The following is a 12,909-nucleotide window of genomic DNA, read 5'->3' on the forward strand; positions in this document are numbered from 1 at the left end:
GCGCTTGCATTGAGGGGTAGCAAGAGGGAGAGGTGAAGAATGGCATGGTTGAACGGATGGGGTTTCCTGATCCTGGCGGGGCTCTGCGAGGTGCTGTATGCGTCGATCATCCCGCGTACGGATGGCTTTACCCGGCTCTGGCCGAGCCTGTATTGCGGCTTTTTCCTGCTGCTGAGCATCTATCTGCTGAGCCTGGCGGTGCGTGATCTGCCGCTGGGGCTGGCCTATGCGGTGTGGGTGGGCATCGGCACCCTGGGCACCGTGGCCTACGCGACGATGTTCATGGGCGAGCAGCTGGGGATGATGCGCGGGCTGTGTCTGGTGATGATCATCGGCGGCATCGTGGGCTTGAAGCTGGTGGGCGAAGGGCACGTGGCCTAGTGCGTGCTGAAGGATCGTAGCCCGGATGAGATCCGAAAGCGGTGGTGAGGATGTCCCCGGATTTCATCCGGGCTACCGACCCCGCCATCCGCCGGTGGGGCGGCGGGGTGGTGGCGTAGGTTGGGTAGAGGAACGAAACCCAGCAGCAGTGTGGCAGCTGTTTGATGGGTTTCGCTGCGCTCTAGCGGAATGCCGCCCGCACCTTCCTGCGGGGGCAGAGGTCGGGGCGAGGGTTACTTCAACTTCGGCAACTGTTCATCCGGCAAGTCGTAGCTGTGCTTTTCGTGGATGAAGGTCGCGGCCAATGCGTAGAGCGTGGCGGCGATCACCACCACGGTGATGACGCCAAGCACAGTGGGGTTGTTGGCGTAGGTGAAGACGGCGCTGGCGCCTTCGTAGGTGCTGATGCTCATGGATACTCTCCTCGGGTCGTTGTCGTCAGGCGGTCTTGGTTTCCACCACCCGGGTGGTTTCCACGCTGCCGTTCGGCTTTACCGTCTCGCTGTAGATAGCGGTCCATTCCGGGTAAGCCTGGGCCGGGACTTCGGTGAGGTCGAGGCCGCGTTCTTCGGCATGGGCCGGAACACGCAGCACGCCGGCTTTCTTGAGGGCGTAGGAGATGGCAAAACCCGGGAAGAACCCCAGGGACGCCAGGACCAGGGCGCCGCCCAATTGGCCCAGGAAGCTGATGGGCGCCATGTCGTTCACGTTGGGGTAGCCGGCAAGGAACACGCCGCTGATCACTAGCCCCGCGAAGCCACCGAAACCATGCACGGCGAAGGCGCCCACGGCGTCGTCGAGGCGGAACTTCAGCAGCAGGTTGTTCACCAGCGGTGCAACGGCGGCGACGCCCATGCCGATCAGGTACGCCAGGCCGGGGTGGTAGAGGTCCAGCCCCGGCGCCACCGAGATGATCCCCACGAGACCGCCGGACATCATCCAGTAAGGTTCGCGGGTGGTCAGGTAGGCGCCGATCAGGCCGCCGGCAAAGCCCATCAGGGTGTTGAAGGCGAAGGCGGAGAGGGTGGTGGGAGCGCCGTAGATGTTGATCCATTGGGCGCCGGAGCTGTAGATGATGCAGCCGCCGAGGAAGCCGAAGAAGCCGACGATGATCAGCATCAGGCCCACCACGCTCATCGGCATGCTGTGGCCGACGATGGCGTTGGTGCTGCCGTCCGGGTTGAAGCGGCCGATGCGGGCACCGAGGTTGATCACCACCGCGAGGGCGAAGAACCCGGCGATCACATGGACCACGCCAGCGGCGCCGACGTCATGGTAGCCCCACTGCACGGTCAACCAGCCTTGCGGGTGCCAGCCCCAGGCGGCGCCGAACAGCCAGAGCACCGAGCCGAGCAGGATGGTCATGACGATGAAAGCGCTCATCCGTGCGCGCTCGATGATGGCGCCGGAGAGGATGGAGCCGGTGGTGGCGGCGAACAGGGCGAAGGCGCCCCAGAAGATGCCGGTGGCGTTGTCCTTGATGTTCGGGCCCATGGACGGGCTCCAGGGCATTGCCGCCCTCAGGGCGTCCATGCGCGGCACGAAGCCGTCGGGGAACGCGTTGTAGATGGCCCAGCCGAAGAGGAAGAAGGTGGGGACGATGAAGCCGAAGGCGAGGATGTTCTTCACCCCGGCGGCCAGCGCGTTCTTCAAGCGTGAAGCGCCTATCTCGTAAGACAGGAAGCCAGCGTGGATCAGGATCATCAGGGCGATGCACCACCAGTAGAATATTTCCATATTCAGCGTGTTGGTCATCTCGATCAGGCCCTGCAACTCCTCCAGGGTCGGTGTTTTCTGTTCTTCCATCACTCAATCCTCGATACGAATTCGTTGGAATAGCGTTGGTTGGCAGATCGAGTGGGACACGTGCCTGGGGGCTTCTTGTTTTTATCGCCACGCAAGAAAAGTGCGTATTGGGAAAGGCAATCCTTGTGCCAGTGTCTGGCATCGCGCCATCACCCCTGGCTCGCGCGGCGTTTCGCGAGCGGAGCGATACCCACCACCGGACATCGATGGGTTTCGCAGGCTCGCGGAACGCCGCCTGATCCATCCTGCGGACTGGGCTTGAATGCCCCGTTTGTAGTCATCCTCCCGGCAATACGCCTGAAATTGGGTCGTTTTCTCAGCGATGTTGCTGCAGCATCGCCTGGATCTGCTGCACCGATTCCTGGGTCCGCCGCGCCAGGTTGCGCACCTCGTCCGCGACTACCGCGAAACCGCGTCCTTGTTCGCCTGCCCGGGCCGCTTCGATGGCGGCATTGAGCGCCAGCAGGTTGGTCTGTTCGGCGATGCCCCGGATCACCCCGGCCACCTGGGCGATCTGCCCGTAGGTGGCCTGGATGTTCGCCTGCTCACGTTCGTGCAGGTTGGCGGCGGCTTTCTCGTCGCTGATCTCGCGCACCGCGCCGGTGACGTACAGCAGCCGGCCACGGCTGTCGCGCAGGCAGCGGCCACGTTCGCGGAACCAGACTTCGCCTCGGGTCCTGTGGCGCATGCGGTACTCCACCGCGTAGAAACCGTCGCCGCTGCTGTCAACCATCGAGGCGTTGAAGGCCTTCATCACCGCCTTGAGATCGTCCTGGTTGACCACGCCGAAGTAGCTGTCCCAGCCATCGGGGAATTCGTCTCGCTTATAGCCGATGAGTTCGCGGAACTGCTCGGACCAGCGGATCAGGTTTTGCGGATGGTCGGGGTCGCCGTTGACCACGTTCATCGCCCAGCAGCCTTCGGTGAGGGTGCGTTTGGTTAGCTCCCAGACCTTGCGCTCTTCGTCCCATTTCTCCCGTTCGGTTTCCAGGGCTTCGACCTGCTGCTGGCGTTCCTGCAGCTCGCCCTGAAAGCGGGCATTCTGCGCCTCGACAGTGGCCAGCCGCCGGGTGAGTTCGGCGTATTCCTCGACGCTGCAGGGCGGCAAGGGTTGGTTCTCGACCTGGCGGCGGATGCGCTGCAGCTCACGCCAGTCGCGTTGCAGCCGCTCCAGGCTGCCGAGCAGGCGGGGTTGGCGTTGCAGGGGGGGCGGCGCGGAGGCTGAGCCCGGGTCGCTGGACAGTTGGTCGAGCCACTGGCTGAGTTCGTTGGCCAGGTTGCTGGCGGCATTGCTGAACCACATCGGCCGATTCTCCTTGGCAATGGAAGGTGAGGGATTTCCTGCAAATCCCTCACCAGATACCGCGTCAGCTGCGCACGCGGGTCTTCTCCGGGTCGTAGGCCACGGTGCCGGCGCTGACGGTGGCGCGGATGCGCTTCTGCTGGCCATCCAGTTTGCCGACTTCCACGGCCGTGCCCGGCCCGCAGTAGCCGATGTCCAGCCGGCACAGGGCGATGTTCTTGCCCAGTATCGGTGAGCGGGTGGCGCTGGTGACGACGCCGATCTGGGCGCGGCCCAGGCGCACGCAGTCACCATGGGCGGCCGGTTCGTTGCCCTCCAGTTCCAGCCCCACCAGCTTGTGCTGTGGGTTGGCGCTGCGCCGTAGCAGTGCATCCTTGCCGATGAAGTCGGCCTGTTTGGTTTTCAGCGGTACGCAGAAACCAATGCCGGCTTCGAAGGGATCGGTCTGGTCGCTGAATTCGTAGCCGGCGAAGATCAGCCCCGCCTCGATGCGCAGCATGTCCAGCGCCTGCAGGCCCAGGGGCACCAGCCCCAGCGGCTCGCCGAGCTGCCAGAGGCGTTGCCACACCTTCATGGCGTCGTCCGGGTGGCACCAGATCTCGTAACCCAGCTCGCCCGTGTAGCCGGTGCGCGAGACCATCAGCGGCGGTCCGTTGTAGTCGTCGAGGCGGCCGACGAGGAAGCGGAACCAGCCGAGGTCTGCAAGCGCGGGCTGGGTGCCCGGCGTCCAGATCATGTCTTTGAGCAGGGTGCGGGCCAGCGGGCCTTGCACGGCAATGTTGTGGATCTGCTCCGACGCGCTCTTGATCCACACCTTCATACCGAGCTTCTCGGCCTGCTCGCGCAGCCAGACCCCGGCGTAGTCCTCGCCGCCGATCCAGCGGAAGGTGTCCGGCCCGAGACGCAGCAGGGTGCCGTCGTCGAGCATGCCGCCGTGCTCGAAGCACAAGGCCGAGTACACCACCTGGCCAACGGCGAGCTTGCGCACGTCGCGGGTCAGGCAATGGTCCAGCAGGGCTTCGGCGTCGGGGCCGAGCACCTCGAATTTGCGCAGGGCGGACAGGTCCATCACCGCCACCTTTTCGCGGCAGCCGTGGTACTCCGAGAGGGCGCCATAGCCGTCGAACTGCGTCGGCGTCCAGAAGCCGCGATAGTCGACGAACTGGCGGGTGAGGGCGGAGGTGCCGGGGTGGAAGCCGCTCTCGCGGGTCAGCACCGGGTCGGCGTCGGGTGTCTTGCGAGTGGCCATGGCGATACTGAAACGCTCCTGTTCGGAATACACGCGGATGTGGATATCGGTGGGTTGCCAGCCGTTGGCCGGGTCGATGTCGTCCGGGCAGGAACTGCTGGCGCAGACCAGATCGGTCATGGCGCGCAGCAGGACGTAGTCGCCGGGGCGCGACCAGGGCTCGTCGAGGGTGAGGTGCTGGTGGGCGTCCACCCCGGTGTTGAAGAAAAAGTTGATCGCTGGCCAGCCGGCGCGGCCTTGCACGCCGTGATGCGCCAGGGTGCGACTGATGTTGTCGCTGCAGTTGGCGTGGCCGAAGAAACCCTGGGACTCGTAGTAGCGCGCGGTACAGGCCAGGGCGAAGGTGTCGTGGCGGCCGACGGTATCGCGCACCACTTCCAGCATGGGCTGCAGGTTGCGGTCGAAAAAGCGGCTGAACAGGCCGGGGCCGGGATAGGCGTTGCCGTTCAGGGTACGGGTGACGGTGGGGTCGAGGTCGATCTCGCGCCCCGCGTCCAGGCCACGCCGGTCGAAGGCGACGAAGTCCGAACACTGGCGCCCGGCGACGTCCAGCACCTGGATGTACTGGCCGGCGCCGACGACGTAGTCCCGCGCGGTGCCGGGGGTGATGGTGAATTCATCCACCAGTTCGCCCAGCGGCGGCGGCAGTGGGGGGGCCAATACGCGGCGCGGGTTGGCGCGGTGGATCACGAGGCGCAGCTCGCTGGCGCGCAACTGGCTGTCCACCGGTGTCGCTCCGCCCGGCGCTGCGACGATCACCAGCAGCGCTTCGCTGGCGCTTAAACTGCAGCTGAAGCCGGCGGGCGTGCCGGGCTGCCAGAGCAGCGCGGCGGGCGGCAGGTGGCGGCAATCGACACCGCGCCTGACCAGGCCAGCACTGACATGGGCAGCCTCCGGGCTGCCGTCGTGCAGCAGGTGGCCAATGAAGTCGGTACCGGGGCTGGAAGCAAGACCGAGGGCGGCGAGCGCCGCGCGGCCGTTGTCGGCGAAGGCCAGCAGCGCGGCGGCCTGGTCGCCTTCGAGGTCGATCACCTCCAGCCGGTCCCCCGCGCCCAGGGCCACGACGGTCAATCCGGCGGGGGCGACACGGTGGCGTTCCAGGCTCGGGGCTCGGGCGAACAGGGCCGGCTCCAGCGGCCGGGATATCACGGGCAGGTTCATGTCATGGCTCCACGCAAGGTTTCATTCCGTAGGGTGCGCGCGGCGCACCCTACGGGGGCGTCATGGATCAACCCGCCGCCTGCATCGAAGGCTCCGGGCTGTCGGCCAGGTAGGCGGCCAGCGAGTCGTCCAGGGCTTCCAGCCAGGGCGTGTGGTGCGGTGTGGCCAGGGTGCCCGTGATCAGCGAGCGATGGCACTTGTCGCGGTAGCCCATGATGTTTTCGTACTTGTCCTCTTTCCATTGCAGGAAGGTCCTGTTCACCTCGGCAATGTCGAAGCTCGGGTAGTCGGTGGCTTCGATGAGCTGGCGGATGTACTCGCCCTGGAACTCGAACATTTCCTGGGCGGTTTCCAGGGTTTCTTCTTCCTGGCGCCAGGCCCGGTCTTCGGCGTTCATGGTGGCCTGCTCGGGCAGGGCGATGCGGCCGAGGATGACGTCGCGGGCGTACCAGGCCTGGGCGTCGAACATGTTGAAGCTGTACCACTGGTCCTGCATGCCGAGATAAATCAGCCTGGGGTTCTGCTCCCAGAACACGCCTTTGTAGAGGTTCAGCGGCCAGAGGCGGTTGCTGGTTTTCAGGCGCAGTTCTTCGGGCAGGAAGGGGAAGTGATGTTTGTAGCCGGTGCAGAGGATGATGGCGTCGATGTGCTTGCTGCTACCGTCGGAGAAGAACGCGGTGCTGCCTTTCACATGGGTGAGCAGCGGTTTCTCTTCCCAGTTCTCCGGCCACTGGTAGCCCATGGGTGCGCTGCGGTAGCAACTGGTGATGGAGCGGGCGCCGTACTTGAAGCACTGCGAGCCGATGTCTTCGGCTGAATAGCTGCCGCCGACGATGAGCACGTCCTTGCCCTTGAATTCCAGTGCGTCGCGGAAGTCATGGGCGTGCAGCACGCGGCCGGCGAAGCTTTCGAAACCTTCGAAGTAGGGCACGTTGGGGGTGGAGAAGTGGCCGCTGGCAACCACCACGTAGTCGAAGGTTTCGCTATAGGTCAGGTCCTGCTCGTAGCTGTGGACGGTGACGTCGAAGGTGCCGCTGGCGGCGTCCCAGGTCACCCCGCGCACTGTGGTGTTGAAGCGGATGTACGGACGCACGCCGGCTTTCTCCACGCGGCCCTTGATGTAGTCCCAGAGCACTTCGCGGGGTGGGTAGGAGCCCATGGGGCGGCCGAAGTGTTCGTCGAAGCTGTAGTCGGCGAACTCCAGGCATTCCTTCGGCCCGTTGGACCAGAGGTAGCGGTACATGCTGCCGTGCACCGGCTCGCCGTGTTCGTCCAGGCCGGTGCGCCAGGTGTAGTTCCACATGCCGCCCCAGTCCGCTTGCTTCTCGAAGCAGACCAGCTCGGGAATCTCGGCGCCCTTGGCATGGGCCGACTGGAAGGCACGCAACTGGGCGAGGCCACAGGGGCCGGCGCCGATGATGGCGACTCGTTGTTTCATGCTGGGTTCTCCACGATAGGTAGGGGCAGGCCGGTGGCCGGGTGCTGGAGGCGCGCCGCGGCCAGGGTGTTCTTCATCAGGAAGGCGATGGTCATGGGGCCGACGCCGCCGGGAACCGGGGTGATGGCGGCGGCGCGGGTGAGTGCGCTGTCAAAGTCCACGTCCCCGACCAGCTTCGAACGGCCGTCTTCCTCGATGCGGTTGATGCCGACATCGATGACCACCGCGCCAGGCTTCAGCCAGTCGGCATCCACCAGGCGCGGTCGGCCGACGGCGGCGACGACGATGTCCGCCTGCCGGCACAGCTCGCGCAGGTTGGCGCTTTTGGAGTGCACCACCGTCACCGAGCAATGGGCCTTGAGCAACAGGGCGGCCATCGGCTTGCCGACGATGTTGGAGCGGCCGATGACCACCGCGTGCTGGCCGGCGAGGTCGCCGCAGGTGTCCTGCAACAGGCGCAGGCAACCGGCCGGGGTGCAAGGCGTGAGCACGTCGCGGCCCTGGCTGAGACCGCCGACGTTTTCGGCGTGGAAGCCGTCGACGTCCTTCAGCGGGTCGATGGCTTGCAGCACGCGGGTTTCGTCGATGTGCGCCGGCAGCGGCAACTGCACGAGGATGCCGTGCACGCTGTCGTCGGTATTCAGACTGTGGATAAGTGCCAGCAGGTCGGCTTCAGCCGTGTCTGCCGGCAACTTGTGTTCCAGGGAACGGATGCCGCATTCCTCGGCACGCAGCACCTTGTTGCGCACGTAGACCTGGCTGGCCGGGTCCTGGCCGACCAGCACCACGGCCAGGGCCGGGGCAATGCCGCTGGCCTTGAGGGCTAGGACTTCGCTGCCGACTTCGGCGAGCACCCGCGCGGCAGCCGCCTTGCCATCGATGAGCGTCGGAGACAGCACGGCGTTCATCGGAAGATCACCGTCTTGTCGCCGTTGAGGAGCACGCGGTGTTCCAGGTGGTACTTCAGCGCCTTGGAGAGTGCGACCGTCTCGGTGTCCCGGCCGATGGCAACGAGGTCATCGGGCAGGTAGGCGTGGTCCACGCGCTGCACTTCCTGCTCGATGATCGGGCCTTCGTCGAGGTCCGAGGTGACGTAGTGCGCGGTGGCGCCGATCAGCTTCACGCCGCGCTCGTAGGCCTGGTGATAGGGCTTGGCGCCCTTGAAGCCGGGCAGGAAGGAATGGTGGATGTTGATGGCGCGGCCGGAGAGCTGCTTGCACAGGTCATCGGAGAGGATCTGCATGTAGCGCGCGAGGACCACCAGCTCCGTCTGCGTTTCGTCGACGATCTTCATCAGCGCCGCTTCCTGCTGGGCCTTGGTGTCGCGGGTCACCGGCAGGTAGATGAAGCGGATGCCCTCGCGCTCGGCCATCGGCCGCAGGTCCAGGTGGTTGGAGACGATGGCGGTGATCTGCATGTCCATCTCGCCCTTCTGGTGGCGGTAGAGCAGGTCGGTGAGGCAATGGTCGTACTTGCTCACCATCAGCAGCACACGCATGGGGCGGTTGCCTTCGAACAGCTCCCAGTCCATCTCGAAGGGCACGGCCACGTCATCGAAACCCTGGCGCAGGGCGTCGATGTCCGGCTTGGCGCCGGTGTTGAAGCGGAACACCGCACGCATGAAGAAGCGCCCGGTGAACTCGTCGTCGAACTGCGCCAGTTCGCTCAGGTAGCACTGCCGCCCGGCGAGGTAGGTGGTGACCGCGGCAACAATTCCGGAGGTGGCCGGACAGCTGATCTTGAGGATGTAGTGATTCATGTCGTTTGCTCTCGTGCAGGCAAGGAACGGCGCGCTCAGCCCTTGGCGGTGCGCTTCTTTTTCTCGGGGTCGTCGAACGGCAACGTGTGGGCGATGGCTTTCACGCTGAGGCTGCCGCGCACTTCCAGGGGCACGCCCTGCTCGGCGATGCCGGGCTCGACGCGGGCGATGGCCATGGAGCGTTCGGTGAGGCGCGAGTACATGGCGCAGGTGATGACGCCGACCTGGCGGCCTTCGTGCCAGAGGGTGTCGCCGTTCTGCGCGGCGACGTGGCCGTCGAGCAGCACGCCGAAGATCTTGAAGCGCTCCTGCCCCTTCAGCCGGTAGTGCTCGCCGGCGCCACGGAAGTCCTGCTTGCCGGGTGATACGGTGAAGTCCAGGCCCAGCTCCCACAGGGTGTCGCCGGCTTTCTGGTCGGCGAAGGGGTACATCTGCGAGTTGTCGTAGGGGAAGAACAGCAGGTAGCTCTCCACCCGCAGCCAGTCCAGCGCGGTGAAGGCGCAGGGGATGATGCCGAGGTCCTTGCCCTTGGCCAGGATGCCGTCCCAGATGATTGGGGCGTCGGCGGCCTTGCAGAAGATCTCGTAGCCGCGCTCGCCGGTATAGCCGGTGCGGGAGATCATCACTGGGCGGTCGAACAGCTTGGTCTGGGTGTGGTGGAAGTAGGGCAGGTCGCGGATGCCGGGCACATGCTCGGCGAGAAAGTCCACGGCCTTCGGCCCTTGCAGGGACAGGTCGTGCAGGTCGTCGTCGAACAGCACCGCCACCTGGCGGCCCTGGGCCGAGCGGATCAGCACTTCGTGGCCCGAGCCTGCGCCATGCACCACCATGAAGGCGTTGGGGCCGGTGCGGTAGACGATGCAGTCGTCGATGAACTTGCCGTCTTCGTCGAGCATGCAGGCGTACACCGACTTGCCGGGGTAGAGTTTGCTGATGTCGCGGGTGGTGGCGAAGTCGAGCAGGCTTTCGGCGTGGGGGCCGACGTAGTGCACCTTCTTCAGGCCGGACACATCCATCAGCCCGGCGCGGGTGCGGATGGCCTCGTGGTGGTCGGCGAGGTCGCTGGCATAGGTCCAGGCGGTGCCCATGCCGTTCCAGTCTTCCAGGTTCGAACCAAGCGCCAGGTGGCGTTCGCGGAGCGCGCTGATGCGCCATGAATTAGCCATGGGAAAGTCCTCTTGTTGTGGTTGTCCGGTTGGAGTGAAAGCTCAGGCGTCGGCGTCGAACCGGCGCAGCCAGTCCACCAGCGTCTGGCGGTAGCGGGTGATGCCCTTGTAGTCGGCGATGGGGTCCGGCAGGTCGCGCATCACGCGGTGCAGGCGCTGGGCCCAGGCCGGGTTGGTGACCAGTTCATCGAGGCTGATCAGGTAGGTGCGGATGCCGAACAGCAGCGCGTTGGAGCGCGGCAGGCGAGCCATCAGTTGCAGCTCGACGCGCAGGTGCACCAGGCGGCCGACGTTTTCCGGGGTGACCTTGCCGCGATCGTTGCCCCACTCGTGGTAGGTCTCGGGCGAGGTGTCCAGGCGCGGGTTGATAGTCAGTGTCCAGTTCAGGCGGCGCACCGGGTGGCCGACCTGGATGTTCAGCAGGTATTTCAGCGCACGGTCGAACACGCCCATCTGGTGCGCCATGGGCACCGGCGAATGCCACTGCTTGAAGCTCATGCCGGCGTCGAAGCGCAGCGACCAGTCGGCCGGGCAGGTGACCATGCCTGCGTCCATGTAGAGGTCGCCGTCGCGCTGGTCGAGCACCGCGAAGTCACCCTGCATCTGCCGGGTGATGTACTCCAGTGGCTCGCAGGGCAGGGTGGCCGGGTCGCCGTAGGTGAAGTGCTGGTCGATGCCGAGCGCCAGGTTCTGCCAGTGCCAGGCCGTGCCGTCACGGGTCAGGCGGAAGTGCTGCGGGTAGTCGCGGGCAAGGTGCTCCATCAGCATTTCCAGGGTGTCCCAGGCGGCCTGGGCCATGTGCGGCATCACCAGGCAGCGCTCCGGGTCCAGTTCCAGCACGCGGGCACGCTCGGCCATTTCCGAAACGTAGTGCTCGTCGACGTCGAAGCTGTGCTCGAACACCGAGCCGGGGTCGCGGGACACCGCCGGCTCCAGGTTGACCGAGTACATGTACTGGTCTTCCGGGAACGGAAAGGGGAAACGGGCGATGGCGGCCGGACTGTTGCGGAAGCTGAAGTCATCCCGGTAGGTCTGCAGCGGCTTGAAGGTCAGGGTCATGGGTGGCGTCTCCGGGTCAGAGGTCGAGCAGGATCGGGCTGCCGCAGCCGCGCGAGACGCAGGGCATCAGGCTGCTGGTGCGTTCATCGGCGGCGAGGAAGTGGTCGCGGTGCTCCACGTCGCCTTTCAGCCAGGGCGTCTGGCATTGGCCGCAGACCCCGCCCCGGCACAGGTTGGGGATTTCCACGCCGGCAGCCTCCAGGGCTTCCAGCAGGCTTTGCTCCGCACCCACTTCCAGTTGCTGGCCGCTGCGCGCCAGCTCGACGCGAAACGGCTGACCGGGCTCGGGGGCGGCGAAGGCCTCCCAGTGCACGCGGCGCGGGCTCCAGCCCTGGGCGGTGGCTTGTTCCTGCAGGTCCAGCAGCAGGGATTGCGGGCCGCAGGCGTAGACGTGGGCGCCCAGCGCGCGGTCCTGCAACAGGCTGGCGAGGTCGAGCCGGCGCACACCGCCGGCGTATTCGTGCAGGCGTGGGCCCAGTTCCCCGCGCAGTTCGCCGACATAGGCGTCGCTGGTGCCGGTGCGGTAGGCGTAGTGCAGCTCGAAGTCGGCACCCTGGCGCAGCAGCTCCCGGCTATAGGCGAGGAAGGGGGTGATGCCGATGCCGGCGGCTACCAGCAGGTGCTGGCGCGCTTCGCCATGCAGTGGGAACAGGTTGGCCGGTGGCGAAAGACGCAGGCGGTCGCCGACCTTCAGGTGCTGGTGCAGGTAGCGCGAGCCGCCCCGCGAGGCGTCCTGCTGGCGCACCGCGATGCGGTACTGGCGAGTGTCGGCAGGGTCGCTCAGCAGCGAGTAGGCGTTGCGCCGGCCATTGGGCAGATGCAGTTGCACGTGGCTGCCCGCCGAGAACCCCGGCAGTGTGCCGGCCAGTGCTTCGAAGCTGTATTCGCGGATCACTGGGGTGAGCTCACGGATGGCGGCGACTCGGACGTCGAGCAGGGCGCTCATGGGCGAATCTCCTGATACGGATGGTCGGCATCGGCGCAGACGCCGAGATAGGCGCCCAGGCGCTGCGAGAAGTGGCGGCGCACCTCCAGCACCACACCGCATTGGGCACAGGTCAGGTGCCCGGCGCTGGTGGCTGGCTGGCAGGTGGCGCAGTGCACGCAGAACACCCGGCGGGTGCCTTCCGGATTGCTGCTCATGAGGATTTCGTCGGCCTGCAGGCCAGCGGCCCGCGCCAAGGCATGCAGCGGCCAGACGAAGGCTTCCTCGCCGCGCAGGTCCAGGCGCAGGCCGACGCGGGCGTCCTTCAGTTGGGCACCCAGGGCCAGTTGCAGGGCGGCGAGGTTGGGGAAGTCCGGCAGGGCCAGGTGAGTCAGCCGGGCCTTGCCCAGCTGCGTGGCGAGGGCGGCGCAGTCATCCCTCCCCGTACCCTCGGTCACCAGCAGGTGCGCGGTGGCAGTCAGGCTCGGCTGGCCGCTGGGGTAGCGCGGCACGCTGAACGGGTGGTCGGTTGCAGTGGTGCTCATGGTGTCCTCGCGGATTCGCCTGTTTCCTCGTGGAGAAAATATTTTCTCTTTGGGAATCGGCGCTCAATCCGCAGGAGGAGATATGCCAAAAGGGGTAGTGCCCTTGCGGAGGCATGG

Annotated in this window: 11 protein-coding genes and 1 pseudogene; 1 reads left to right on the forward strand and 11 read right to left on the reverse strand. The window is 66.0% G+C overall.

Annotated elements, in window-relative coordinates; genetic code table 11:
• The first annotated feature begins 39 nt into the window (after positions 1 to 39).
• Positions 40 to 381 carry a DMT family transporter gene (locus tag AAHM40_RS24500; protein ID WP_342247007.1) on the forward strand — a complete coding sequence of 114 codons (342 nt, stop codon included), beginning with the start codon at positions 40 to 42 and terminating at the stop codon, positions 379 to 381.
• 233 nt (positions 382 to 614) lie between these two features.
• Here AAHM40_RS24500 and AAHM40_RS24505 read toward each other — a convergent pair whose 3' ends face one another.
• The 11 genes and pseudogenes from AAHM40_RS24505 to AAHM40_RS24560 form a co-directional block, all read right to left on the reverse strand.
• Entirely contained in the window at positions 615 to 794 is a 180-nt protein-coding gene (locus tag AAHM40_RS24505) for a hypothetical protein (protein ID WP_280283731.1), read from the reverse strand.
• 25 nt (positions 795 to 819) lie between these two features.
• Entirely contained in the window at positions 820 to 2,187 is a 1,368-nt protein-coding gene (locus AAHM40_RS24510; protein WP_342247008.1) for an ammonium transporter, read from the reverse strand.
• 331 nt (positions 2,188 to 2,518) lie between these two features.
• A pseudogene (locus AAHM40_RS24520) lies at positions 2,519 to 3,637 on the reverse strand (methyl-accepting chemotaxis protein); the annotation flags it as partial.
• Entirely contained in the window at positions 3,555 to 5,900 is a 2,346-nt protein-coding gene (locus AAHM40_RS24525; RefSeq protein ID WP_342247009.1) for a DUF1989 domain-containing protein, read from the reverse strand. The pseudogene AAHM40_RS24520 and the gene AAHM40_RS24525, both read right to left, overlap by 83 nt.
• Positions 5,901 to 5,967: 67 nt before the next feature.
• Positions 5,968 to 7,338 carry an NAD(P)/FAD-dependent oxidoreductase gene (locus AAHM40_RS24530; RefSeq protein ID WP_342247010.1) on the reverse strand — a complete coding sequence of 457 codons (1,371 nt, stop codon included), beginning with the start codon at positions 7,336 to 7,338 and terminating at the stop codon, positions 5,968 to 5,970.
• Entirely contained in the window at positions 7,335 to 8,246 is a 912-nt protein-coding gene (folD, locus tag AAHM40_RS24535; protein ID WP_342247011.1) for a bifunctional methylenetetrahydrofolate dehydrogenase/methenyltetrahydrofolate cyclohydrolase FolD, read from the reverse strand. Before folD ends, AAHM40_RS24530 begins: the two co-directional genes overlap by 4 nt.
• On the reverse strand, positions 8,243 to 9,097 hold the full coding sequence (gene purU, locus AAHM40_RS24540) for a formyltetrahydrofolate deformylase (RefSeq protein ID WP_342247012.1): 855 nt from the start codon (positions 9,095 to 9,097) through the stop codon (positions 8,243 to 8,245). Before purU ends, folD begins: the two co-directional genes overlap by 4 nt.
• 35 nt (positions 9,098 to 9,132) lie before the next feature.
• Complete coding sequence (locus AAHM40_RS24545) at positions 9,133 to 10,263, reverse strand: aminomethyltransferase family protein (RefSeq protein WP_342247013.1); 1,131 nt, start codon at positions 10,261 to 10,263, stop codon at positions 9,133 to 9,135.
• Positions 10,264 to 10,305: 42 nt separating this feature from the next.
• Positions 10,306 to 11,322 (reverse strand): heme-dependent oxidative N-demethylase family protein, encoded by a 1,017-nt coding sequence (locus AAHM40_RS24550; RefSeq protein WP_342247014.1) that lies wholly within the window; start codon positions 11,320 to 11,322, stop codon positions 10,306 to 10,308.
• Positions 11,323 to 11,338: 16 nt separating this feature from the next.
• Positions 11,339 to 12,268, reverse strand: coding sequence for a PDR/VanB family oxidoreductase (locus tag AAHM40_RS24555; RefSeq protein WP_342247015.1), 930 nt, complete (start codon positions 12,266 to 12,268; stop codon positions 11,339 to 11,341).
• On the reverse strand, positions 12,265 to 12,792 hold the full coding sequence (locus AAHM40_RS24560) for a dimethylamine monooxygenase subunit DmmA family protein (protein WP_342247016.1): 528 nt from the start codon (positions 12,790 to 12,792) through the stop codon (positions 12,265 to 12,267). Before AAHM40_RS24560 ends, AAHM40_RS24555 begins: the two co-directional genes overlap by 4 nt.
• Between the last annotated feature and the right edge of the window lie 117 nt (positions 12,793 to 12,909).

Origin of the sequence: Pseudomonas sp. OTU5201 (assembly GCF_038440135.1) — a bacterium.
GTDB lineage: Bacteria > Pseudomonadota > Gammaproteobacteria > Pseudomonadales > Pseudomonadaceae > Metapseudomonas > Metapseudomonas resinovorans.

What these genes read in the sequence shown, in the direction of transcription:
- folD (WP_342247011.1), bottom strand. Translation starts at nt 8,246, where the DNA reads ATGAACGCCGTGCTGTCTCCGACGCTCATCGATGGCAAGGCGGCTGCC.
- AAHM40_RS24500 (WP_342247007.1), top strand. Translation starts at nt 40, where the DNA reads ATGGCATGGTTGAACGGATGGGGTTTCCTGATCCTGGCGGGGCTCTGC.
- AAHM40_RS24505 (WP_280283731.1), bottom strand. Translation starts at nt 794, where the DNA reads ATGAGCATCAGCACCTACGAAGGCGCCAGCGCCGTCTTCACCTACGCC.
- AAHM40_RS24530 (WP_342247010.1), bottom strand. Translation starts at nt 7,338, where the DNA reads ATGAAACAACGAGTCGCCATCATCGGCGCCGGCCCCTGTGGCCTCGCC.
- AAHM40_RS24560 (WP_342247016.1), bottom strand. Translation starts at nt 12,792, where the DNA reads ATGAGCACCACTGCAACCGACCACCCGTTCAGCGTGCCGCGCTACCCC.
- AAHM40_RS24525 (WP_342247009.1), bottom strand. Translation starts at nt 5,900, where the DNA reads ATGAACCTGCCCGTGATATCCCGGCCGCTGGAGCCGGCCCTGTTCGCC.
- AAHM40_RS24510 (WP_342247008.1), bottom strand. Translation starts at nt 2,187, where the DNA reads ATGGAAGAACAGAAAACACCGACCCTGGAGGAGTTGCAGGGCCTGATC.
- AAHM40_RS24555 (WP_342247015.1), bottom strand. Translation starts at nt 12,268, where the DNA reads ATGAGCGCCCTGCTCGACGTCCGAGTCGCCGCCATCCGTGAGCTCACC.
- purU (WP_342247012.1), bottom strand. Translation starts at nt 9,097, where the DNA reads ATGAATCACTACATCCTCAAGATCAGCTGTCCGGCCACCTCCGGAATT.
- AAHM40_RS24550 (WP_342247014.1), bottom strand. Translation starts at nt 11,322, where the DNA reads ATGACCCTGACCTTCAAGCCGCTGCAGACCTACCGGGATGACTTCAGC.
- AAHM40_RS24545 (WP_342247013.1), bottom strand. Translation starts at nt 10,263, where the DNA reads ATGGCTAATTCATGGCGCATCAGCGCGCTCCGCGAACGCCACCTGGCG.